Annotated in this window: 23 protein-coding genes and 1 riboswitch; of the genes, 15 read left to right on the plus strand and 8 right to left on the minus strand. The window is 73.4% G+C overall.

What is annotated here, in order from left to right:
- Nucleotides 1-33: 33 nt before the first annotated feature.
- Together B086_RS0135025 and B086_RS0135030 are read right to left on the minus strand one after the other, a co-directional pair.
- Entirely contained in the window at nt 34-1,632 is a 1,599-nt protein-coding gene (locus tag B086_RS0135025) for an alpha/beta hydrolase (RefSeq protein ID WP_026253095.1), read from the minus strand.
- Nucleotides 1,633-1,804: 172 nt separating this feature from the next.
- On the minus strand, nt 1,805-2,164 hold the full coding sequence (locus B086_RS0135030; protein ID WP_018571107.1) for an ANTAR domain-containing protein: 360 nt from the start codon (nt 2,162-2,164) through the stop codon (nt 1,805-1,807).
- Nucleotides 2,165-2,606: 442 nt separating this feature from the next.
- Nucleotides 2,607-2,820, plus strand: a riboswitch (cyclic di-AMP (ydaO/yuaA leader).
- Between the two features lie 3 nt (nt 2,821-2,823).
- On the opposite strand from B086_RS0135030, the gene B086_RS0135035 reads away from it, so the two are divergent.
- A complete protein-coding gene (locus tag B086_RS0135035) occupies nt 2,824-3,297 on the plus strand; it encodes a C40 family peptidase (RefSeq protein WP_026253096.1) in 474 nt (157 codons plus the stop codon).
- A 91-nt stretch (nt 3,298-3,388) separates the two neighbouring features.
- On the opposite strand, the gene B086_RS0135040 is transcribed toward B086_RS0135035, so the two are convergent.
- Nucleotides 3,389-3,841, minus strand: coding sequence for an ATP-binding protein (locus tag B086_RS0135040; protein WP_018571109.1), 453 nt, complete (start codon nt 3,839-3,841; stop codon nt 3,389-3,391).
- Between the two features lie 218 nt (nt 3,842-4,059).
- On the opposite strand from B086_RS0135040, the gene B086_RS0135045 reads away from it, so the two are divergent.
- Complete coding sequence (locus tag B086_RS0135045) at nt 4,060-4,929, plus strand: helix-turn-helix domain-containing protein (protein WP_018571110.1); 870 nt, start codon at nt 4,060-4,062, stop codon at nt 4,927-4,929.
- 28 nt (nt 4,930-4,957) lie between these two features.
- A complete protein-coding gene (locus tag B086_RS0135050; protein WP_026253097.1) occupies nt 4,958-5,188 on the plus strand; it encodes a DUF397 domain-containing protein in 231 nt (76 codons plus the stop codon).
- 74 nt (nt 5,189-5,262) lie between these two features.
- Here B086_RS0135050 and B086_RS0135055 read toward each other — a convergent pair whose 3' ends face one another.
- Complete coding sequence (locus B086_RS0135055; protein WP_018571112.1) at nt 5,263-6,390, minus strand: 8-amino-7-oxononanoate synthase; 1,128 nt, start codon at nt 6,388-6,390, stop codon at nt 5,263-5,265.
- Between the two features lie 147 nt (nt 6,391-6,537).
- Between B086_RS0135055 and bioB the strand changes: the two genes are divergently transcribed.
- The 3 genes from bioB to bioD are packed head-to-tail and all read left to right on the plus strand — an operon-like array spanning nt 6,538 to nt 9,815.
- Entirely contained in the window at nt 6,538-7,803 is a 1,266-nt protein-coding gene (bioB, locus tag B086_RS0135060) for a biotin synthase BioB (protein ID WP_018571113.1), read from the plus strand.
- Nucleotides 7,796-9,085: an adenosylmethionine--8-amino-7-oxononanoate transaminase gene (locus B086_RS0135065; protein ID WP_018571114.1), complete on the plus strand. Its 1,290-nt coding sequence runs from the start codon at nt 7,796-7,798 to the stop codon at nt 9,083-9,085. Before bioB ends, B086_RS0135065 begins: the two co-directional genes overlap by 8 nt.
- Before the next feature lies 1 nt (nt 9,086).
- Nucleotides 9,087-9,815 (plus strand): dethiobiotin synthase, encoded by a 729-nt coding sequence (bioD, locus tag B086_RS0135070; protein ID WP_018571115.1) that lies wholly within the window; start codon nt 9,087-9,089, stop codon nt 9,813-9,815.
- Nucleotides 9,816-9,953: 138 nt separating this feature from the next.
- Here bioD and B086_RS0135075 read toward each other — a convergent pair whose 3' ends face one another.
- Together B086_RS0135075 and B086_RS0135080 are read right to left on the minus strand one after the other, a co-directional pair.
- A complete protein-coding gene (locus tag B086_RS0135075) occupies nt 9,954-10,292 on the minus strand; it encodes a fic family toxin-antitoxin system, toxin component (RefSeq protein WP_381740553.1) in 339 nt (112 codons plus the stop codon).
- Nucleotides 10,293-10,332: 40 nt separating this feature from the next.
- Nucleotides 10,333-10,584 (minus strand): hypothetical protein, encoded by a 252-nt coding sequence (locus tag B086_RS0135080; RefSeq protein WP_018571117.1) that lies wholly within the window; start codon nt 10,582-10,584, stop codon nt 10,333-10,335.
- Nucleotides 10,585-10,769: 185 nt separating this feature from the next.
- Here B086_RS0135080 and B086_RS0135085 point away from each other — a divergent pair, with 185 nt between their 5' ends.
- From B086_RS0135085 to mug, 7 genes are all read left to right on the plus strand, one after another.
- Nucleotides 10,770-11,654: an LLM class F420-dependent oxidoreductase gene (locus tag B086_RS0135085; protein WP_018571118.1), complete on the plus strand. Its 885-nt coding sequence runs from the start codon at nt 10,770-10,772 to the stop codon at nt 11,652-11,654.
- A 90-nt stretch (nt 11,655-11,744) separates the two neighbouring features.
- The gene (locus B086_RS0135090; RefSeq protein WP_018571119.1) at nt 11,745-12,179 is read left to right on the plus strand and encodes a GNAT family N-acetyltransferase; all 435 of its coding nucleotides are present in this window, start codon (nt 11,745-11,747) and stop codon (nt 12,177-12,179) included.
- Between the two features lie 167 nt (nt 12,180-12,346).
- Nucleotides 12,347-13,795, plus strand: a complete 1,449-nt coding sequence (locus B086_RS0135095) for a hemolysin family protein (RefSeq protein ID WP_018571120.1) — start codon at nt 12,347-12,349, stop codon at nt 13,793-13,795.
- On the plus strand, nt 13,792-14,805 hold the full coding sequence (locus B086_RS0135100) for a hemolysin family protein (protein WP_018571121.1): 1,014 nt from the start codon (nt 13,792-13,794) through the stop codon (nt 14,803-14,805). The genes B086_RS0135095 and B086_RS0135100 overlap by 4 nt, the downstream gene beginning before the upstream one ends.
- 132 nt (nt 14,806-14,937) lie before the next feature.
- Nucleotides 14,938-15,741 carry an SGNH/GDSL hydrolase family protein gene (locus B086_RS0135105; RefSeq protein WP_018571122.1) on the plus strand — a complete coding sequence of 268 codons (804 nt, stop codon included), beginning with the start codon at nt 14,938-14,940 and terminating at the stop codon, nt 15,739-15,741.
- Between the two features lie 127 nt (nt 15,742-15,868).
- Nucleotides 15,869-17,311 carry an adenylosuccinate lyase gene (gene purB, locus B086_RS0135110; protein ID WP_018571123.1) on the plus strand — a complete coding sequence of 481 codons (1,443 nt, stop codon included), beginning with the start codon at nt 15,869-15,871 and terminating at the stop codon, nt 17,309-17,311.
- Nucleotides 17,308-17,874 carry a G/U mismatch-specific DNA glycosylase gene (mug, locus tag B086_RS0135115; RefSeq protein ID WP_078531296.1) on the plus strand — a complete coding sequence of 189 codons (567 nt, stop codon included), beginning with the start codon at nt 17,308-17,310 and terminating at the stop codon, nt 17,872-17,874. Before purB ends, mug begins: the two co-directional genes overlap by 4 nt.
- A 4-nt stretch (nt 17,875-17,878) precedes the next feature.
- On the opposite strand, the gene B086_RS0135120 is transcribed toward mug, so the two are convergent.
- The gene (locus tag B086_RS0135120; protein WP_018571125.1) at nt 17,879-18,322 is read right to left on the minus strand and encodes a hypothetical protein; all 444 of its coding nucleotides are present in this window, start codon (nt 18,320-18,322) and stop codon (nt 17,879-17,881) included.
- Between the two features lie 373 nt (nt 18,323-18,695).
- Between B086_RS0135120 and B086_RS0135125 the strand changes: the two genes are divergently transcribed.
- Nucleotides 18,696-19,856: an ROK family transcriptional regulator gene (locus B086_RS0135125; RefSeq protein ID WP_026253098.1), complete on the plus strand. Its 1,161-nt coding sequence runs from the start codon at nt 18,696-18,698 to the stop codon at nt 19,854-19,856.
- 109 nt (nt 19,857-19,965) lie between these two features.
- On the opposite strand, the gene B086_RS0135130 is transcribed toward B086_RS0135125, so the two are convergent.
- Nucleotides 19,966-20,727, minus strand: coding sequence for a GntR family transcriptional regulator (locus tag B086_RS0135130; protein WP_018571127.1), 762 nt, complete (start codon nt 20,725-20,727; stop codon nt 19,966-19,968).
- A 396-nt stretch (nt 20,728-21,123) separates the two neighbouring features.
- On the opposite strand from B086_RS0135130, the gene B086_RS0135135 reads away from it, so the two are divergent.
- On the plus strand, nt 21,124-21,954 hold the full coding sequence (locus B086_RS0135135; protein ID WP_018571128.1) for an alpha/beta fold hydrolase: 831 nt from the start codon (nt 21,124-21,126) through the stop codon (nt 21,952-21,954).
- Nucleotides 21,955-21,965: the final 11 nt, after the last annotated feature.

Below are 21,965 nucleotides of genomic sequence, written 5' to 3' on the forward strand. Positions count from 1 at the left end.
TCCCGGCCGCCCCTCACCGCGTACGGCCGGGTGCTACGGCTTCGGCGTGGCGTGCGGACCGCAGGTCACGTCCGCCCGGTCCACCTTGCCGGTGAGCAGGTAGGTGTCCACCCGCTCGTTGATGCACGGGTTGACCAGACCGGTGACACCGTGGGAGCCCGCGTCCTTCTCGGTGATCAGACGGGAGCCCTTGAAGCGCTGGTGCAGGTCGACGGCGCCGGGGTACGGCGTGGCGGCGTCCCGCGTGGACTGGACGATCAGGACCGGCGGCAGCCCCTTGCCGGTCTTGACGTTCACCGGGGTCTGCTGCTTGACCGGCCAGGTGGCGCACGGCAGGTTCATCCATGCGTTGGACCAGGTCAGGAACGGGTACTGGGCGTTGAGCCGGGTGTTGTCCCGGTCCCACTTGTGCCAGCTGGTCGGCCACTTGGCGTCGGTGCACTCGACGGCCGTGTAGACGGCGTTGCCGTTCTCCGTGGAGATGTTGCCCGCGATGTCGGACATGTCGGGAGCGGCGGCGTCGATCAGCGGCTGGGGGTCACCGGCGAAGTACTTGCTGAACGCCGTCGCCACCGGCACCCAGGAGGAGTCGTAGTACGGCGCGGACTGGAAGAAGCCGAGCAGCTCGGACGGGCCGACGACGCCGCCGAGGGGGTGCTCCTTGGCGGTGGCGCGCAGCTGGAGCCACTTGGCCTGGACGGCGGCGCGGGTGGTGCCGAGGTGGAAGCTGGCGTCGTTCTTCGCGACCCAGTCCTGCCAGTCCTTCCAGCGGCCCTCGAAGGCGATGTCCTGGTTGAGGTTGGCCTCGTACCAGATGTTGTCGCGCGACGGGTCGACGACGCTGTCGACGACGATCCGGCGCACATGGCCCGGGAACAGCGTGCCGTAGACGGCGCCGAGGTAGGTGCCGTAGGAGACGCCCAGGTAGTTGATCTTCTTCTCGCCGAGCGCGGCGCGGATGACGTCGAGGTCGCGCGCGGTGTTCGGCGTGGTCATCTGCTGGAGCATGGCGCGGCCGGTGCGCTCGAGGCAGCCCTCGGCGTACTCGCGGGCCAGCTTGCGCTGGGCGCGCTTGTCGGCCTCGGAGCCGGGCACCGGGTCGGCCTTGGGAGCCTTGACGTACTCCTGCGGGTCGGCGCAGGAGATCGGCGTGGAGTGGCCGACGCCGCGCGGGTCGAAGCCGACGAAGTCGTACGCCTTCGCCACGTTCGCCCAGACGGGGTTCTTGGCGGTGACCCGGGTCGGGAAGCGCAGGCCGGAACCGCCCGGTCCGCCCGGGTTGTAGATGAGGGCGCCCTGGCGGTCCTGCCGGGTGCCGGTGTTGCCGATGCGGTCGACGGCGAGCTTGATCTGCTTGCCGTACGGGTGCGCGTAGTCGAGCGGCACCGAGACGTACCCGCACTGGATGGGCTTGGCCAGCCCCCAGTCGGCGGGGCAGTCCTGCCACTGGATACCGGCGTGGGCGGCACGGTCGGCGGCGATCGCCGCGCCGATGGCCTCGCGGTCCTGGCCGTGGCGGCTGTCCGCGCTGGCCGCGGGTGCCGCCACGGCGCCGGCTATCAGGGTCGCCGTGACGAGCGCGCCGGCCGAACCGAGCGCCACCGCCCGGTTCTTCGGTCTGATGACCCTCAAGTGGGACCTCCCCGTACATCGTTGCGAATCGAGTACGGGGGATCCTTCCGGCTGTGAGGCGCCTGAGGACAGGGGTCGTTGACCTTCTTTGCCAATCCGATAACCGGCGTCGGATGTTCCGCTCAGCGGAGACGCGCCCGAGCGCCCGCGCGGACAGGGCGCGGGCGCCGCCTCAGGAGTCGCAGCGGTCCGGGGCGCGGCGCGCGGCGTGCCGGCCGAGCGCCCGCCGCAGCTCCTCCAGCTCGGTGTCGGACAGGGCGCCGCCCTGGGCGAACTTCAGGATGTGCTCGGCGACCGTGCGCACCTTCGTGTTCGTCCGCTGGGAGACCTCGCGCAGCACCCGCCAGGCGCTGTCCGGAGGGATGCGGCCCACGGCCACCAGGGCTCCGATGGCCTGGTCGATGACGGCGTGCGAGGTCAGGCCGCGCTGGAGCTGGGCGATCTCCTCGTGCAGCCGCTCGTGCTCCGCCACCAGGTCGGTGACGGACAGCGGCTGGAGCGGATGCCACCTGGACATCGCGAAGAACGCCATGGAGATCCCCTGGGTCGTCGAACGGCCGGAGTCCTCCTCCAGCTTGCTCCCTGCGGGTCGCGCGCACGACCGGAGCCGGGCGGCGACGGACCTCCGTGGCGGGCGGCCGGGCAGACGGGCGGCGTCTTCGACACGGCGCCCGCGCGGGATCGGATCGGACCGAAACGGACCGAACGGGGTACCGCCTTTCGGCGTAGGCACACCACTTTTTTCCAGGGCCGTTCGGGTTGCGGCGCGTGTCCGCCCGGATGGCGGAACGATTTCTTCCGCTCCTGGTCCGGGGCTCGGCCGGGCGGGAGAAAGCGGTTCGAACGGAACGGCATCCACTCGAACGGACGAGTGGTGAGTAACAACACAAAGCACAGGTTCCGTTGGGATTTTCGGACAGCCGTAGGTGAAGATCCCTGTCTGACGACAAGCCCCCGCCGCAGCGGCGGGGCGGTCCGGGCGGACGCCGAGTCCTGCCACCGCCCGGATGCCCGGTCGACGGAAGTGGATCGGCAGGAGTGGAGGACCCGAGCAAGACGGGTCGCCGGAACGGCCGCGCCACGGCCGGGCCGAGCAGCCCTTGGGGTGAAGCCGCCAGCAGGCGGCCGGGCAACTTCGCCAGCCCGAATCCGACAGGTCATCCTTCACAGGCGGCTGACGAAGGGTTGCGCATGACTGCGCTCAATCGTGTCCCGTCGCTCATGGTCCGGGCCGGAACCGCCTCGGCCCTGACGCTCGCCGCCGTCGGCGGCTCGATCGTGGTGCCCGGTGTCGCCTCCGACGCCTCGGCCGCCACCATGGCGACGAAGGCCCTGAACATCGCGGCGTCCAAGAAGGGCGCCCCCTACCAGTGGGGAGCGACGGGGCCGAGGAGGTTCGACTGCTCCGGGCTCACGCTGTACTCCTTCAAGAAGGCCGGCAAGAACCTGCCGCGTACGGCCGCACAGCAGTACAACAAGTCGCACCACATCTCCTCGAAGAGCCGTCGCGCCGGTGACCTGGTGTTCTTCCACTCCGGTTCGTACGTCTACCACGTCGGGATCTACGCCGGCTCGGGCAAGATCTGGCACGCCCCGAAGACCGGGGACGTGGTGAAACTGGAGAAGATCTGGACCAGGAACGTCTGGTACGGCCGCATCGGCTGACCCGCCCGGGTCGCGGCGCGACGGGACGGCGGACCGGTGCGCCCGCGGACCGGCGGACCGGCGGACCGGCGGACCGACGACGGTCCGTCGGCTACGGCTCGTCCCGGTCCGTGGCCGACGCGGCGCGGAGCGGCCACGGCAGTTCCACGCTCACCGTCTTGCCGCCTTCCCGGGTGGGCCGCACGCGCACCCTGCCGCCGTACTCCGCGCTGAGCCACCGGATGATCACCATGCCCCGGCCGTTGTCCTGCTGGACGGCGGCCGGGAGCCGTCTGGGGAAGCGCGGGTGGCTGTCGGTGACGCCGATGCGCACCTGCTCGTCGTGGTCGAGGGCGAGGTGCACGGTGAAGGTGGGCGACCGGCCGAGGGTGTGCTCCACGGCGTTGGTGGCGAGTTCGGAGACGATGAGCCGTACGGTGTCGGCGGCGTCCGCGTCCGCGGGCAGGCCCCACTCCGTCAGCGTGCCGACCGCGTAGGCACGGGCGGCCGCGACCGAGGCGGGATCGCTCGGCAGCGTGACGGATGCTTCCAGATGGTCTGCCATGACGACGTCGTCCCTTTCCCACGGGGCCGCGGTCCGACAGGAGCGGAGGGTTTCGAGTACGGTCCCGGACTGGTGCTTCGCCGTCAGGTTGCCACCACCGGACCGGTCACGGGTGGCGATCCACCAAGATATGCATATATCTGTCGCTCGAAGCGGTGAACTCTGCGACGGGCGACCGTATGCGCCGTCGGTCCCGGGAGAAGTCAGGAGCGCGTCCCATGCAGCACGGTCCCGCGGTGCGCCGCCGCAAGCTCGGTGCGGAACTGCGCGCGCTGCGCACCGGCGTGGGGCTCACCAGCGGCGAGGCGGCCCGGCTCGTGGGCTGGCACCAGTCGAAGGTGAGCCGGATCGAGACGGGCGCCAGCGGGGTGAAACCGGCCGATGTGCGCACGCTGCTCGACGCGTACGCGGTCCAGGACGCCCAACTGCGCGAGCTGCTCCTGATGCTGTCGGGCGCCGACGACGGCCAGGACCGGCCGCACTGGTGGCACGCCTACCGCGGGGTACTGCCGCCGACGTACCGCGACTTCATCAGCCTGGAGTCCCAGGCCAGCGCGATGCGCACCCTGGAGACCTCGGTGGTCCCCGGGCTGCTCCAGACCCCCGCGTACGCCCGCGCGGTGACCCGGGCCGCGGTGGACGGGCTCGACGACGAGCGGCTGGACGCGCTGGTGGAGGTGCGGCTGGCCCGGCAGGGCGTGCTGCGGGCGGTGCCGCCACCGGCCCTGAAGGTGGTGCTGGACGAGGCGGTTCTGCGCCGGGAGGTCGGCGGCCCGGAGGTCATGGCGCAGCAGCTGGAGCGGCTGGCCGAGGCGGCGCGGCTGCCCCAGGTGTCCTTGCAGGTCCTGCCGTTCACGGCCGGTGCGCACATCGGCATCACCGGCCCTTTCGTTATCTTCTCTTTTTCGAACACTTCTGATCTGGATGTGGTCGTTCTCGACAACTTGACGAGTAGCCTCCACCTCGAACGGAAAGAAGACCTGGAGGCCTACTCCGAGGCCTTCGACACGCTTCGGTCCCACGCGCTTTCGACCGAGGACTCATTGGACTTCATCGCCGGGATCGCCGGGATACACCAGGACAGGTGACGGCGGGCGACCGCATCAAGGAGGCACCATGTCTGCTCCCCCTCGGAACTTATCTTCCACGACCGATCTGCACGGTGTGCGCTGGCTGCGCAGCAGCTACAGCACGGGGGCGAACAACTGCGTCGAGACGGCCCGTCCGGCCGCGCAGCCCTACGCCGGACTCCTCGCCGTGCGCGACTCCAAGGCTCCGGCCGGGCCCGCGCTGCTCTTCTCCCGCACGAGCTGGGCGCGGTTCACGGCAGCGGCACACCGGATCTGAGCACCGCCGGGGCACCCTCCGGGCCGGCCCCGGACCCTCCCGTCCACCGGCGACTCACGGCCGCGTCCGCCGGCTCATGGCCGCGTCTCGCCGATCACTCGTACAGCGCGTTCGATCTGCGCCCCGGACAGGTCCGCGCGGGCGGTCAGCCTGAGCCGTGAGATGCCGTCGGGCACGGAAGGAGGCCGGAAACACCCCACGGCCAGGCCCGCCGCACGGCAGTCCGCCGCCCAGCGCACAGCCTGCTCCGGGGACGGCGCGCACACCGAGACGACCGCCGCGTCCGGGCGCACCGCGCGCAGTCCCGCCCCGCTCAGGCGGGCGTGCAGTTCCGCCGCCACGGCCCGCGCCCGCGCCGCGCGCTCCGGCTCGCGGCGCAGCAGTCTCAGCGCGGCCAGGGCCGCCCCCGCCGCCGCGGGGGCGAGCCCGGTGTCGAAGATGAACGTCCGGGCGGTGTTGACCAGGTGATCGATGACCCGGGCGGGCCCGAGCACCGCTCCGCCCTGGCTGCCCAGCGACTTGGACAGGGTGACGGTCACGACCACGTCGTCGGCGCCCGCGAGGCCCGCCGCGTGCGGGGCGCCGCGCCCGCCGTCCCCGAGGACGCCCAGACCGTGGGCGTCGTCGAGGACGAGCCCCGCGCCGTGTTCCCGGCAGACCTCCGCGTGCCGGGCGAGCGGTGCCGCGTCGCCGTCGACGGAGAAGACCGTGTCGGAGACGAGGACGGCCTGCCCGCCGTGCGTGCCGAGCGCCTTGCGCACCGCGTCCGGGTCCGCGTGGGCGACGACCTGGGTGGCGGCGCGGGCCAGCCGGCAGCCGTCGATGAGCGAGGCGTGGTTGCCCGCGTCCGAGACGAGCAGCGAGCCGTGCGGGGCGAGCGCGGTGACCGCGGCGAGGTTGGCCGCGTAGCCGGAGGAGAGGACGAGGGCCGCCTCGAAGCCGCAGAACCGGGCGAGTTCCTCCTCCAGTTCACGGTGGAGCGCGGTGGTGCCCGTGACCAGCCGGGAGCCGGTGGCTCCTCCGCCCCAGGTGCGGGCCGCCGCCGCCGCGCCCTCGGTGACCTCCGGGTGGCGGGCCAGGCCCAGGTAGTCGTTGCTCGCCAGGTCGAGCAGGGGCGAGTCGGCCGGGCGGGGCCGCAGCGTCCGGACGAGTCCGGCGCGGCGGCGTGCGTCCGCCTGCTCGTCGATCCAGCCGAACGCCATGGCTCCTCCGGGACTTTTGTAGGCAGTGGACAGACACTAGCCGCACGACACGTCACGCACGGTGTGGGGATACCCACACGTGCGACGGCCTCTGTTGTGCACAGTCTCCTTGGCCCCGGGCGGCCCCGTAGGACAGGATCGGCTCTCATGGACCTGCTGAACACGCTGGTGGACAAGGGGCTTCGGCGCGAGACGCCGACCCGCGGGGAAGCTCTGGCCGTGCTGGCCACCTCCGACGACGATCTGCTCGATGTGGTGGCGGCCGCGGGGAAGGTGCGGCGTCACTGGTTCGGCCGACGGGTGAAACTCAACTATCTCGTCAACCTCAAGTCCGGCCTGTGCCCCGAGGACTGCTCGTACTGCTCGCAGCGGCTCGGCTCGAAGGCGGACATCCTCAAGTACACCTGGCTCAAGCCCGGTGACGCGTCCCGGGCCGCGGCGGCCGGGCTGGCCGGCGGGGCCAAGCGGGTCTGCCTGGTGGCCAGCGGGCGCGGCCCGACCGACCGCGACGTGGACCGGGTCTCGGAGACCATCAGAGCGATCAAGGACGAGAACGAGGGCGTCGAGGTGTGCGCCTGCCTCGGGCTGCTCTCCGACGGCCAGGCCGAGCGGCTGCGCGCGGCCGGCGCCGACGCGTACAACCACAACCTCAACACCTCCGAGTCGACGTACGGCGAGATCACCACGACGCACACGTACGCCGACCGGGTGGACACGGTGAACAAGGCGCACGCGGCGGGGCTGTCCGCGTGCTCGGGGCTCATCGCGGGCATGGGCGAGAGCGACGAGGACCTGGTCGACGTGGTCCACGCGCTGCGCGCGCTGGACCCGGACTCGGTGCCGGTCAACTTCCTGATCCCGGTCGAGGGCACCCCGCTGGCCAAGGAGTGGAACCTCACCCCGCAGCGGTGCCTGCGGATCCTCGCGATGGTCCGGTTCGTCTGCCCGGACATCGAGGTGCGCATCGCCGGCGGCCGCGAGGTCCATCTGCGGACCATGCAGCCACTCGCCCTGCACCTGGCCAACTCGATCTTCCTCGGTGACTATCTGACCACCGAGGGCCAGGCGGGCAAGGCCGACCTGGAGATGATCGCGGACGCGGGCTTCGAGGTGGAGGGCACCGGCCAGGTGACCCTGCCGGAGCACCGGCGCGCGGGCGGGTCCGAGGGCGGCTGCGGCTCGCACGAGGGCGCGGGCTGCGGCTCCCACGAGGGCGGCGGGTGCGGTGCGGCCGAGGAGTCCGGCCGCGGGCCGCACGCGGGAGCGGGGTGCGGGTCGCACGAGGGCGGCGGGGGCTGCGGCACGGCGGCTCCGGTCGCCCCGGCGGCGTCGGCGGCCCCGGCCGAGCCGCGCACCGACCTGGTCGCGCTGCGCCACCGCGGCGCCGGTACGGATCTCGCGCCCAATGCCTGATCTGTCCGGACCGGACGTCTCCGCGCTGCTCGCTCTCGACCGGCGGCACGTGTGGCACCCGTACGGACCGATGCCCGGCCGTCAGGAACCGCTCGTCGTGGAGTCGGCGAGCGGGGTGCGGCTGCGGCTCGCCGACGGCTCGGGCGAGCTGGTCGACGGGATGTCCTCGTGGTGGGCGGCGATCCACGGCTACGGCCACCCGGTGCTCGACGAGGCCGTGCGCGGGCAGGTGGCGCGGATGAGCCATGTGATGTTCGGCGGGCTCACGCACGAGCCCGCCGTCCGGCTGGCGAAACTCCTTGTCGACATGTCGCCCGAGGGTCTGGAGCACGTCTTCCTGGCCGACTCGGGCTCCGTGTCGGTCGAGGTCGCCGTCAAGATGTGCCTCCAGTACTGGCGTTCGCTCGGCCGCCCCGAGAAGCGGCGGCTGATGACCTGGCGGGGCGGCTACCACGGGGACACCTGGCAGCCGATGTCCGTGTGCGACCCCGAGGGCGGGATGCACGAGCTGTGGGCCGGTGTGCTGCCGCGCCAGCTCTTCGCCGACCCGCCTCCGGCCGCCTACGAGGAGGCGTACGCCGCGCGGCTGCGCGAGATGATCGAGCGGCACGCCGGGGAACTGGCCGCCGTGATCGTCGAGCCGGTGGTGCAGGGCGCGGGCGGGATGCGGTTCCACTCCCCCGCCTATCTGCGGGTGCTGCGCGAGGCGTGCGACGCGCACGGGGTGCTGCTGGTGTTCGACGAGATCGCGACCGGGTTCGGCCGCACCGGCGCGCTCTTCGCGGCGGAGCACGCGGCGGTGACCCCGGACGTGATGTGCGTGGGCAAGGCACTCACCGGCGGCTATCTGACGATGGCCGCGACGCTGTGCACCGCGCGGGTGGCCGACGGGATCTCGCGGGGCGAGGTCCCGGTGCTGGCGCACGGGCCGACGTTCATGGGCAATCCGCTGGCCGCCGCCGTGGCGTGCGCCTCGATCGAGCTGCTGCTCGGCCAGGACTGGCGCGCCGGGGTCAAGCGGATCGAGGCGGGGCTGCGCGACGGTCTCGCACCGGCCGCGGAGCTCCCGGGCGTGCGGGACGTGCGTGTCCTGGGCGCGATCGGGGTCGTCCAGCTCGACCACCCGGTGGACATGGCGGCGGCGACCCGGGCCGCGGTGCGCGAGGGCGTGTGGCTGCGGCCGTTCCGGGACCTGGTGTACACGATGCCGCCGTACGTCACGGACGACGCGGACCTGGCACGGATCGGCCGCGCGGTGTGCGCGGCGGCGCGGGAGGGATGAGATGCCGGTACTGGTGATCACGGGCACGGGCACGGAGGTCGGCAAGACGGTCACCACGGCGGCCGTCGCGGCGGCGGCGCTGGCGGCCGGCCGGTCGGTGGCCGTGCTGAAGGCCGCGCAGACGGGGGTGACCCCGGACGAGCGCGGGGACGCCGACGAGGTCGTCCGGCTCGCCGGTGCGGTGACGGCGCGCGAGGTGGCCCGCTATCCGGAGCCGCTGGCTCCCGGGACCGCCGCGCTGCGGGCCGGGCGGGCGCCGGTGCGGCCCGAGGAGGTGGCCGAGGCCGCCGCCAAGCTGGCGACCGAGCACGACCTGGTGCTGGTGGAGGGGGCCGGCGGCCTGCTCGTACGGTTCGACGCCGCGGGCGGGACCCTCGCGGACGCCGCCGGGCTGCTGCGTGCTCCGGTCCTGCTCGTCGCCTCCGCGGGGCTCGGCACGCTCAACACCACGGAGCTGACCGCCCGTGAACTGCGCCGGCGCGGGCTCGATCTGCTCGGCGTGGTGATCGGCAGCTGGCCCGCGCGCCCCGATCTCGCCTCCCGCTGCAACGTCGCCGACCTGCCCGAGGTGGCCGGCGCGCCGCTGCTCGGCGCCCTGCCCGAGGGTGCCGGGGCGCTCGCCCCCGCCGATTTCCGCACGGGTGCGCCGCACTGGCTCGCCCCCCGGCTCCTCGGCCGGTGGGAGGCGGCGGCGTTCGGCGCGCGGGAGGCACCGGCGCCGCTCGGGTAGTACGGCCGCGGCCACCGCGCCGGTGCGCGGCTCCGTGGGCCCGGTGGTCGTCCGCGGCCGCCGGGTCTGCCGGTCTGCGGGTCCGCCCACGGTTCCCGGTCAGCGGGTAAGGGGGTAGTGGGTCGCGCGGGCGGTGGGTCACACGCTCCACCGGCGCAGTTCCCGCGCTATCTCCTGCACCGACGCGTCACCGCTCTTGACCAGCCGGGCCAGGTCGCGCACCTGTTCGGGAGAGGTGGCGACCTTCAGACCGCTGGCGACCAGGTAGGCGTACGCCACGGCGGAGGCGAACAGGGCGTTGGAGCGCTCCAGCGCGGGCACGTGGACGAGGAGTTGCAGCAGCGCGGCGGCCCGCGCCTGCGGCGAGTCGTAGACGGGGACGTCGAAGATCTCGGCACGGTGCCGTGCCACCGCGGCGACGAGGGCGCCCCAGTCGGTGACCTGCGGATCGCCCGGTGTCATGCGTTCGGCGAGCATGAGCAGCCAGGCGAGGTCGACGGTGATGCCGCTCAAGGGCTCAGCGCCGGTCTTCGCCGGTCGTCGCCCGGGACGGCGAGCCCGCCCCGTCGGACTCCTCGGCGAAGACGGCCTCGTAACTCTTCATGAAGTCGGCGGCGGCCTCCACGAAGGTGCGGCCCACCTCTCCCGTGTCCTGGCGGACCAGTTCCTCGATGTAGCGGTTGACGCTCATCCCGCGGGCGAGGGCGCGTTCGCGGGCGGCGCGGGCCGTGCCCTCGTCCACCCGCACGTTCAGCTGGGTCTTCGCCATACCTCGACGCTAGCGCCGAACCGCTAGCAGCGGCAAGCGCTGTCACAGGTCCGTGCCCGTCGGCACAAGCCGCTGGCGGCGGGCGCGTACGGATGATGGAATCGCGGCGGGCGTACGCCGCCCCGTCCGGTCCCTCTCGCTTCATCTCACGCCCGGCTCATGTCCCGTCCAGCTGAGGAGAGTTCATGCCGCGTCCGTTCCGCTTCGGGGTCAACCTGCTCGATCCGGCGTCCGCCGGTGAGTGGCGCGCCAAGTGCCGCAGGGCCGAAGAACTCGGGTACGACGTGATCCTCGTCCCGGACCATCTCGGCTGGGTCGCGCCGTTCCCGGCGCTGGTGGCGGCGGCCGAGGCGACCGAGCGGCCCCGGCTCGGCACCTTCGTGCTCAACGCGGGCTTCTCCAACCCCGCGCTGCTGGCCCGCGAGGTGGCCACGACGGACGCGCTCACGGACGGCCGGCTCGAACTCGGGCTCGGCACGGGATACGTGCGCGAGGAGCACGAGCGGGCCGGGCTGCCCTGGGGCACACCCGGCGAGCGCGTCGCCCACCTGCGGCACACCGTCGAGGAGCTGGACCGGCTGCTCGGCTCCCCGGACCACCGGCCGCGAGCGGTGCAGCGGCCCCGGGTCCCGCTGCTGATCGGCGCCAACGGCGACCGGATGCTGCGGCTGGCCGCCGAGCACGCCGACATCGCGGCGTTCACGGGCGCCCGGCCGTCCACGGACGGCGACAGGCTGACCCCGCTGACCGCCGAGGAGCTTGACGAGCGGGTGGCGCTGTACCGCACCCACGCGGCGGGGCGCGCGGAACCGGCCGAGCTGAACCTGCTCATCCAGCTCGTCGCCGTCACCGACGACCCCGGGCCGGTCCTCGCGCCGCTGCTGGGGCGGCAGCCGCAGTTGACCCGGGACGGAGCCCTGGCGCTGCCGATCGTGCTGGTGGGCACGCTGGACGAGATCGTCGCGCGGGTGCACGCGCAGCGCGAGCGGTTCGGGTTCTCCTATCTGACGGTGCTCGAACCGCACATGGAGGCGTTCGCGCCGGTGCTGGAGGCGCTGCGGGGGCAGTGAGGGCGCGGGATGTCGGGGCGCAGGGCGCGGGGTGCGGGGCGGGGCCGCTCGGGCAGGGCTGTGCGGGCAGGGCTGTGATGTGATCACGCCATGAACGAGCTGCGCATACGCCCCGCGACCGCCGACGATCTCTCCGCCGTCCTGGACTTCTGGCGGACGGCCGCCGAGGGCACCAGCATCAGCGACGACCGGGACGGCGTGGCCCGGCTGATCGGCCGCGACCCCGGGGCGCTGCTGCTGGCGGAGGACTCCGGCGAGCTGGTCGGCACCGTGATCGCGGGCTTCGACGGCTGGCGCTGCCATCTGTACCGGCTCGCGGTGCGTCCCGACCGGCGGCGCCGGGGCATCGGCTCGGCGCTGCTCGCCGCCGCCGAGGAGCGGTTCGCCCGGCTCGGCGGTCGGCGCGCCGACGCGATGGTGCTCACCGGCAACGAGCGCGCGCACCACGCCTGGCGTGCGGCCGGCTACGCGCCGGAGGAGCACTGGCGGCGCTGGGTGAAGCCGCTCGACGGTCACGAAAAGTGATACGACCGGCACGGAGAAGGTATTTTTGCCCGTCCTTTACCATGGAGGGACACTCGTTCCTCCATGAAAGGTTGTGAGCGTCCGTCCATGGGCGAGCCTCCCAGTAGCATCGCGCACCACCGAGCGGTCCCCCGCGCCCTGTCCGACCATGGGAGGGGGGTGACCCGATGACCGAAGTGCTGCTTCTGCTCGTGGCGGTCCTGCTGTCCCTGGCCTGCGGCGCCTTCGTCGCCGCCGAGTTCTCGCTCACCACCGTCGAGCGCGGCGCGCTGGAGCGGGCGGCGGAGCGCGGTGAGCGCGGCGCCGCCAGTGCCCTCAAGGCCGTACGGAACCTGACCTTCCAGCTGTCCGGCGCCCAGCTCGGCATCACCGTCACCAACCTGGTGGTCGGCATGCTCGCCGAGCCGTCGATCGCCGCACTGCTGGCCGGTCCGTTCCAGTCGCTCGGCGTGTCGCGGTCGGTGGCGACCTCGGTGGCGCTGGTCGTGGGCACCGCGCTGTCCACGGTGTTCCTGATGGTCGTCGGGGAGCTGGTGCCCAAGAACTGGGCGATCTCCGCGCCGCTCACCGTGGCCCGGCACGTCGCGACCCCGCAGCGCTGGTTCAGCGCCGCCTTCCGCCCGTTCATCACCCACCTCAACAACACGGCCAACCGCGTGGTGCGCCGGTTCGGGGTGGAGCCCGCCGAGGAGCTGGCCTCCGCGCGCGGCCCGCAGGAACTGGCGGCGCTGGCCCGGCACTCGGCCAAGGAGGGCGCCCTGGAGGCGGACACCGCCGAGCTGTTCGTCCGCACCCTCAACCTCGCCGACCTCACCGCGGAGAACGTGATGACACCGCGCGTCCAGGTCGTCGCCCTGGAGTCCCGGGCCACCTGCGAGGACGTGGCGAACGCGACCCGGGCCACCGGCCTGTCCCGCTTCCCCGTCTACCGCGGCACCCTCGACTCCGTGGTGGGCACGGCCCACGTCAAGGACGTCCTCGCGGTGCCCGCCGAGCGGCGGACCCGCGTACGGGTCTCCGAGATCATGCGCGAGCCGCTGCTCGTCCCTGAGTCGCTGACCGTGGACCGGCTGCTGGACCGGCTGTCGGGGCGGCGGACGATGGCGGTCGTCATCGACGAGTACGGCGGCACGGCGGGCGTGGCCACGCTGGAGGACATCGTCGAGGAGGTCGTCGGCGAGGTGCGCGACGAGCACGACCCGCACGAGACGCCCGACCTCGCCCCCGCCGGGGCCGACGAGGAGGGCCGCGCCCTGTACTCGGCCGACGGCTCCGCGCGCGTGGACCAGCTGGCCCGCGTCGGCTGGCGCGCGCCCGACGGGCCCTACGAGACCCTCGCCGGTCTCGTTGCCGCGGAACTGGGCCGGATACCGGAGACCGGTGACGTCCTGGAGGTCGCCGGGTGGCGGCTGGAGGTGACGGACGCGAGCGGGCGGCGGGCGGCCCGGGTGCTGCTGCACGCGCCGCTCGACGACGCGGACCTCGACACGGTCCCGGAGCGCGCCGGGCGCCGGGGCGTCCGGCGCGGCGACGGGCCGGACACGAGGAGCGCGCGGGACGCACAGGACGTGCAGGACAGGCAGGACGAGCAGGACGGGAAGAGGGCCGGCCGGTGACCGCCGTACAGATTCTGATCGGTCTGGCGACCCTCGTCGTCAACGCCTTCTTCGTGGGCGCCGAGTTCGCGCTGATCTCGGTGCGCCGCAGCCAGGTCGAGCCGTACGCCGAGCAGGGCGACCGGCGTGCCAGGAGCGTGCTGTGGGGCCTGGAGCACGTGTCCGCGCTGCTCGCGGCGGCCCAGCTCGGCATCACCCTGTGCACGCTGGTCCTCGGTGTGGTCGCCGAGCCCGCCATCGCGCATCTGCTGGAGCCCGTGTTCCACGCGGTGGGTGTACCGGCCGGCGCGGGACACGCCGTGTCCTTCGTGATCGCGCTGGCGCTGGCCACCTATTTGCACATGCTGCTCGGCGAGATGGTGCCGAAGAACGTCGCCCTCGCGGAGCCGGTGCGCAGCGCGCTGCTGCTCGGCCCGCCGCTGGTCGCGCTGTCCCGCGCGCTGCGCCCGGTGATCTTCACCGTGAACACGTTCGCCAACGTCCTGCTCAAGCTGTTGCGGGTGGAGGCCAAGAACGAGGTCTCGGCGACCTTCACGGACGCGGAGCTGGCCCAGATCGTCAAGGACGCCGGGCAGGCCGGTCTCATCGACGACCGGGCGCAGGAGCGGCTGCACGACGCGCTGGAGCTGGGCAGCCGGCCGGTGCGCGACGTCGTGCTGCCGCTGGAGCAGGTCGTCTACGCGCGCGTGGGGGTCACCCCGGAGCAGTTGGAGCGGCTGACGGCGGAGTCCGGGTTCTCGCGTTTCCCGGTGGTCGACGAGGGCCGCCGGATCATCGGTTATCTGCATGTGAAGGACGCGCTGGACGCCTCGCCGCGCTCCGAGCCGTTCCGGCCGGGTGACATGCGGCCCATCGCCCGGGTCAGGGAGAGCACCCCGCTGGACGACGTGCTCACGGCGATGCGCGGCAGCCGGACACATCTGGCTGCCGTGCTCGGCTCGGACGGGCGGCTGGCCGGTCTGGTGACGATGGAGGACGTGCTGCGGGAACTGTTCGGGCAGCCTGCCTGAGCCGCCGCCCCGTCCGGCCCGGCGGCGGACGGCCATTGCCCGGGTCCGCGGGGAGGTCACGGCCGGGGGGTGCCGGGGTCGGACCGACCGCTTGGTATGCGGCCGGTCCGGCGGGATACCATCGCTGACGCCATGCAGACGAATCCCACGTACTCCAGTCTGGTCGCGGTCGGCGACTCCTTCACCGAGGGCATGTCGGACCTGCTGCCCGACGGTTCCTACCGGGGCTGGGCCGACCTCCTGGCGGCCCGGCTGGCGGCCCGCACCCCCGGCTTCCGGTACGCCAACCTCGCCGTGCGGGGCAAGCTCATCGGGCAGATCGTCGACGAGCAGGTCGAGGTGGCCGCCGCCATGCGGGCGGACGTGGTCACCCTGGTCGGCGGGCTCAACGACACCCTGCGGCCCAAGTGCGACATGGGCCGGGTGCGGGGCCTGCTCACGGAGGCGGTGGAGCGGCTGGCGCCGTCGTGCGAGCGGCTGGTGCTGATGCGCAGCCCCGGCCGCCGGGGTCCCGTCCTGGAGCGGTTCCGGCCGCGCATGGAGGAGCTGTACGCCTGCGTCGACGAGCTGGCGGCGCGGCACGGCGCGGTCGTCGTCGACCTGTACAGCGCCGCCTCCCTGGCCGATCCGCGGCTGTGGGGCGTGGACCGGCTGCACCTGACCGGCGAGGGGCATCGCCGGGTCGCGGAGGCCGTGTGGCAGGCGCTCGGCCACGAACCGGAGGACCCCGAGTGGCACACGCCGCCACCGGCGACCGCGCCGCCGCGCTGGCTGGACCGCCGGATCACGGACGCCCGTTTCACCCGGGAGCACCTGCTGCCCTGGATAGGCAGGCGGCTGACCGGCCGCTCCTCCGGTGACGGCCGCCCGGCCAAGCGCCCCGAGCTGCTGCCCTGGCCGGAGCTCGACCCGGCCCGGCCCCCGGCGGACGCGTAGCCGGCGGACGGCCGCGCCGCTCCCGGCCCGCCTGGTACCGTCCCGCACCGTGTTTCATGCTTTCGTAGGTTCCGACGAACACCCCTGTGGCGCTGGCCTGCATGAACCGCCAGTAGAATCTGTACACGTGACTTCCGCTCCCGCCAAGCCCCGCATCCCGAACGTCCTCGCCGGACGTTACGCCTCCGCCGAGCTCGCCACGCTCTGGTCGCCCGAGCAGAAGGTGAGGCTGGAGCGGCAGCTCTGGCTCGCCGTGCTGCGCGCCCAGAAGGATCTCGGCATCGAGGTGCCGGACGCGGCCGTCGCCGACTACGAGCGCGTCCTGGACCAGGTCGACCTGGCGTCGATCGCCGAGCGCGAGAAGGTCACCCGGCACGACGTGAAGGCCCGCATCGAGGAGTTCAACGACCTCGCCGGGCACGAGCACGTCCACAAGGGCATGACCTCCCGCGACCTCACGGAGAACGTGGAGCAGCTACAGATCCGGCTCTCCCTCGAACTGGTGCGCGACCGTACGGTGGCGGTGCTCGCGCGGCTGGGCAAGCTGGCGGCCGAGTACGGGGAGCTGGTCATGGCCGGCCGCTCGCACAATGTCGCCGCGCAGGCCACCACCCTCGGCAAGCGGTTCGCCACCGCGGCCGACGAGCTGCTGGTGGCGCACGGACGGATCGAGGAACTGCTCGGCCGCTACCCGCTGCGCGGCATCAAGGGCCCGGTGGGCACCGCCCAGGACATGCTCGACCTGCTCGGCGGCGACGCCTCGAAGCTGGCGGAGCTGGAGCAGCGGATCGCCGCCCACCTGGGCTTCGGCCGGGCCTTCACCTCGGTCGGCCAGGTCTACCCGCGCTCCCTGGACTACGAGGTCGTCACCGCGCTGGTGCAGCTCGCGGCGGCGCCGTCCTCGCTGGCGAAGACGATCCGGCTGATGGCCGGGCACGAACTGGTCACCGAGGGCTTCAAGCCCGGCCAGGTCGGCTCCTCGGCGATGCCGCACAAGATGAACACCCGCTCCTGCGAGCGCGTCAACGGCCTCATGGTCATCCTGCGCGGCTACGCGTCGATGACCGGCGAGCTGGCGGGCGACCAGTGGAACGAGGGCGACGTCTCCTGCTCCGTGGTGCGCCGGGTCGCGCTGCCGGACGCGTTCTTCGCGCTGGACGGGCTGCTGGAGACCTTCCTGACGGTGCTCGACGAGTTCGGCGCCTTCCCCGCGGTGGTCGCCCGGGAGCTGGACCGCTACCTGCCGTTCCTGGCCACCACCAAGGTGCTGATGGGCGCGGTGCGGGCCGGTGTCGGCCGCGAGGTCGCCCACGAGGCCATCAAGGAGAACGCCGTCGCCACCGCGCTCGCCATGCGCGAACAGGGCGCCGAACGCAACGACCTGCTCGACAAGCTGGCCGCCGACGAGCGCCTGCCGCTGGACCGCGCCCGGCTCGACGAGCTGATGGCGGACAAGCTGTCCTTCACCGGTGCCGCCGCCGACCAGGTCGGCGCGGTCGTCGCCCGGATCGGGGAGATCGTCGAGAAGCACCCGGAGGCCGCCGCCTACGCCCCGGGGGCGATCCTCTGACCCGCCCCACCCCGGCCCAGCTGGAGGCCGCCCGCGACCGCCTCGTACCGGACGTGGTCGCGGACGGCCTCAGTGTGCTCTTCTGCGGCATCAACCCCGGCCTCACCACCGCCGTCACGGGGCACCACTTCGCCCGCCCCGGCAACCGGTTCTGGCCGGTGCTGCACCGCTCCGGTTTCACCCCGCGGCTGCTGGCCCCCGCCGAGCAGGCCGAGCTGCTCACGTACCGGCTCGGCATCACCAACGTGGTCGCCCGGCCCACGGCGCGGGCGGACGAGCTGACCGCCGAGGAGTACCGCGAGGGCGGACGGCTGCTGGAGCGGAAGGTGACCCGGCTGCGGCCCCGCTGGCTGGCCGTGGTCGGCGTCACCGCGTACCGCGCGGCCTTCGCCGACCGGGGCGCGCGCATCGGGCCGCAGGAGCGGACGATCGGCTCCTCGCGTGTCTGGGTGCTGCCCAATCCCAGCGGTCTGAACGCGCACTGGACGGCGGAGACGATGGCCGAGGAGTACGCCAGGCTGCGGGAGGCCGCCGAGAGCTCCGAGGCCGCGGGGACCGCCTGACGGATCACGACGGATCCCGGTCGGTGACGACCGCGAGCAGCTGGAACGGCAGTTCGCGGTCCCACTGGGACACGCCGAGCGCTATCCACCGGCCGGCCTCGGGCGACCGCCACAGCCGGACGTCCGGCACATGTCCGCTGAGCGAGGCCCACGGCTCCCCCGGCGCCTCGCCCCGCACGGTCCGCTCGAAGACACCGTAGAGGCTGAACTCCTGCGGGGCGCCCCACCGCTCGGTCAGCCGCTCCCCCAGCCCGTCCAGCTCGCACGCGAACTGCCCCGCCGTCTCCTCCCAGCGGGTGCCGTCGTCCTCCCAGAAGTCGTCGCTCGTCTCCAACTCGGCCGTCAGGAAGCCGGGTCCGGCCGGACCGGCGTCCGTCCGGCCGGACCCGGCGGGGAACTCCCCGGAGCACAGCCGGTCGATCACGGCGAGAGCCTTCGCGATGTCCATGCGTTCCAGTAAAGCGGGCACCACTGACAATTGGCGGGGCGTCAGGGTGACGTCGGCCGCGGGACGGGCGTCGACGGCCCGTGAGGAGGGACGGGACGGCGGCGGGGCAGCGGTCGGCGCCGCGGTGCGAGTGGCGGGTGGGGCGTCGCGGGTAGCGGGTGACGGGACCGTGGTCCGGGTGGCGGCCGGCGGGTGTCGGGGGCGTCGCGGGCGGGGACGCGGTCGGGATCTTTGGGGGCCGGAGGCGGGTTCCGGGGCGGCACGGGCAGGCCGTCCGGCCGGGCGCAGCGCGCCCGTCGTCCCCGGCACTCGCTGCCCCGGCCCGCGCCGAGTACGATCCGCCCAACACGCGCACGAGCTGGGAGGAAGGACGTTGGGGCGGCTGACCGGCGGGGATCCCTCGCTGCTGCGAAGGATCAATTCCGCGGTGGTGCTGCACGCGCTGCGTGCCGCGGACTGCGCGACGCTCACGGAGATCACCCGGATGACCGGGCTGTCCCGGCCCACGGTCGAAGGCGTCGTCGAGGACCTCATGGCGGCGGGACTCGTCGCCGAGAAGGCCGCCGAGGAGGGCGCCGCACGCCGTCAGGGACGGCCCGCGCGGCGCTACCGGTTCCGTGCCGAGGCGGGGCATCTGCTCGGCCTGGAGATCGGCCCCCACCGCGTGGCGGCGCTCCTGTCCGACCTCGACGGGCGGGTGCTCGGCGCCCAGGCCAAGGAGGTCGGCGAGACGGCGGACGCGGACGAGCGCCTGGAGCGGCTGCGCACCGCGGTCGCCGAGCTGCTGCGCCGGGCCGGTGTCCCGCGCAGCTCCCTGCGGGCCGTGGGGGTGGGCACGCCCGGGATCGTCGAGGCGGGCGGCATCGTCCGGCTGGGCACCGCGCTGCCCGGCTGGACGGGGCTGAACCTGGGCGAGCGGCTCAGCCGCTCCTTCCGGTGCCCGGTGCTGGTCGAGAACGACGCCAACGCCGCGGCGGTCGCCGAGCACTGGAAGGGCGCCGCCACCGACTCCGACGACGTGGTGTTCGTGCTGGCCGGGCTGAGTCCGGGCGCCGGTTCGCTGATCGGCGGCCGACTGCACCGCGGGTTCGGCGGCGCGGCCGGCGAGATCGGCGCGCTGCACCTGCTGGGCCGGGGCGTCACGCCCGAGACACTGCTGTCGACCACGGACCAGCCGCTGCACCCCCTGGACGAGCAGGCGGTGGCGGCGGTGTTCGCCCAGGCCCGCAAGGGCGACCGGCAGGCGGTGGCGGCCATGGACCGCTTCATCCAGCGGCTGGTCCACGACGTGGCGGCGCTGGTGCTGGCGCTGGACCCGGAGCTGGTGGTCGTCGGCGGCTGGGCGGCCGGCCTGGACGGTGTGCTGGAGCCGCTGCGCGGCGAGCTGGCCCGCTACTGCCTGCGTACGCCGCAGGTGACTCTGTCGATGCTCGGTGAGGCGGCCGTGGCGACGGGCGCCCTGCGGCTGGCCCTCGACCATGTCGAGGAGGAGCTGTTCGCGGTGGAGAGCAAGGTGGCGGCGGCCCGGCACTGAGGACGGACGCGGGGCGGCGACCGCCGCCCCGCGCACCACGATTCGGCCCGGCGGGGCCGGGGCAGGCCCGTGCCCGCGGATCTGTCGGCCGGCGCCGGGCCGGCCGGGGTCAGGAGGCCTGGCGCTCGGGCCTGTGGTGGATCTCCACACCGCCGGAGTCCCCGAAGGTGAGGCGGCAGGTGTCAGCCCGGTAGGTGGCCACGGAGAGCGCGGCGGTGCGGCCCTCGGCGATGAAACGCGTGGTGACGACGAGCACCGGGGCGCCGGGCAGCCGGTCCAGCTCCTTGGCGTCGTCGGCGCGGGCGGAGCCCAGCTCGACGGCCTGCTCCTGGCCCTCCAGCTCCAGGTGCTGGAGCTCGCGCAGCACCGCACGCGCGCGTGCCGCCCCGGAGGGCGCGTCGATCGCGGTCAGGCCGGGCATCGAGGACGCCGGGATGTACAGCAGCTCGGCGGCGACCGGCTGGCCCTGGCTCACCCGGGACCGGCGCACCGTGTGCACGGGCTGGTCGCGGTCGCTCTCCAGGGCGTCGGCGACGGCCGCGGGCGGTGCCGCCTGGACGCAGTCCACGGGGTGCCAGGCGTCGTCCGCCGCGCCGGGCCAGGCGTGCTGCTCGGTGCCCACGGCCACGCCCACGCGGGGCGGCGCGACGGTGGTGCCGACACCGCGGCGGCGCTGGAGCCTGCCTTCCAGCTCCAGCTGTTCCAGAGCCTGGCGCAGGGTCGCGCGGGCCACGCCGAAACGGGCTGCCAGCTCCCGTTCGTTGGGCAGGATCTCGCCGACCGAGAACTCGGAGTCCAGTGCCTCACTGAGGACGGTCCTCAGGTGCCAGTACTTCGGCTCCGGCACCGATTCCAGCTGCGTGGTCCCCACCCTGTCCTCCGCAATCGCCGTGGTCCGGCGGCGTTTTAGCGCCCTTGTTTATTAAAGGTTGTTGTACTTCTCTGCGACCATAGGGCTGCCGCCGATCCTTGGTCAAGACCAATCATCGGCCGCTTATGGAGAAGACGACTGTCACGCGGTAAGCGTTCATGTGACGTTCGCACAAGCCGTCATTCGTGACATGACGGCAAAACCCCCGTCGCAGGGACGGGGGTCACCAGGGGCATGCGGCACAGGGCTCTTCACAGGGGCGTCGCCGCCGAGGGGCGCCGTCGGCGCGGTGACCAGGAACCGCACACCAGGGGCTACCCGCCGGTAGTAATTGCTGACAAGCTGTCTACCCAGCGTCCGCCGGCGATTGCCGAGATTCCCGACGAGGAGCACCCCATGTCCGCCACCGTCTCCTTCCCGGTCCCCTCCCCGCACGGCCCGCGGACCGTGACCCTGTCCTACGCGCGCGTGGGCGACGGTGAGCCGCTGCTCCTGCTGCACGGCATAGGCCACCACCGCCAGGCGTGGGACCCGGTGATCCACCTGCTGGCGGGCGAGCGGGACGTCGTCTCCGTGGACCTGCCCGGCTTCGGCGCCTCGCCCGCCCTGCCGGACGGGCTGCGGCACGACCTGCCGACGATGAACGCCGCCCTCGGCGCCCTGTGCGAGACCCTGGAGATCGACCGGCCCCATGTGGCGGGCAACTCCCTGGGCGGTCTGCTCGCCCTGGAGATGGGCCGCGAGAAGCTCGCGCGGTCCGTCACGGCCCTGTCGCCCGCCGGGTTCTGGACCGAGGCCGAGCGCCGCTACGCCTTCGGCGTCCTCCAGGGGATGCGGGCCGTCGCACGGCGCACACCGCTGCCGCTGGTCGAACGGCTCTCCCGCACCGCGGCCGGACGCACCGTCCTGACGAGCACCATCTACGCCCGTCCGGGGCGCCGGTCACCCGAGTCGGTGGTCGCCGAGACGCTGGCCCTGGCGCGGGCCACCGGGTTCGAGGAGACCCTCCGTGCGGGCATCGGGGTCCGCTTCGCGGACGACATCCCGGACATCCCCGTCACCGTGGCCTGGGGCAGCAAGGACCGCCTGCTGATCCCCCGGCAGGGCGTGCGCGCCAAGCAGACCGTCACGCGGGCCCGGCTGGTGCGGCTGCCCGGCTGCGGGCACGTCCCGATGAACGACGACCCGGCGCTCGTCGCGCGCGTGCTGCTCGACGGCAGCCGCTGAGCGCCGCCCGG

The sequence above is a fragment of the Streptomyces sp. PsTaAH-124 genome, assembly GCF_000373685.1.
In the GTDB taxonomy this organism is placed as follows: Bacteria; Actinomycetota; Actinomycetes; order Streptomycetales; family Streptomycetaceae; genus Streptomyces; species Streptomyces andamanensis.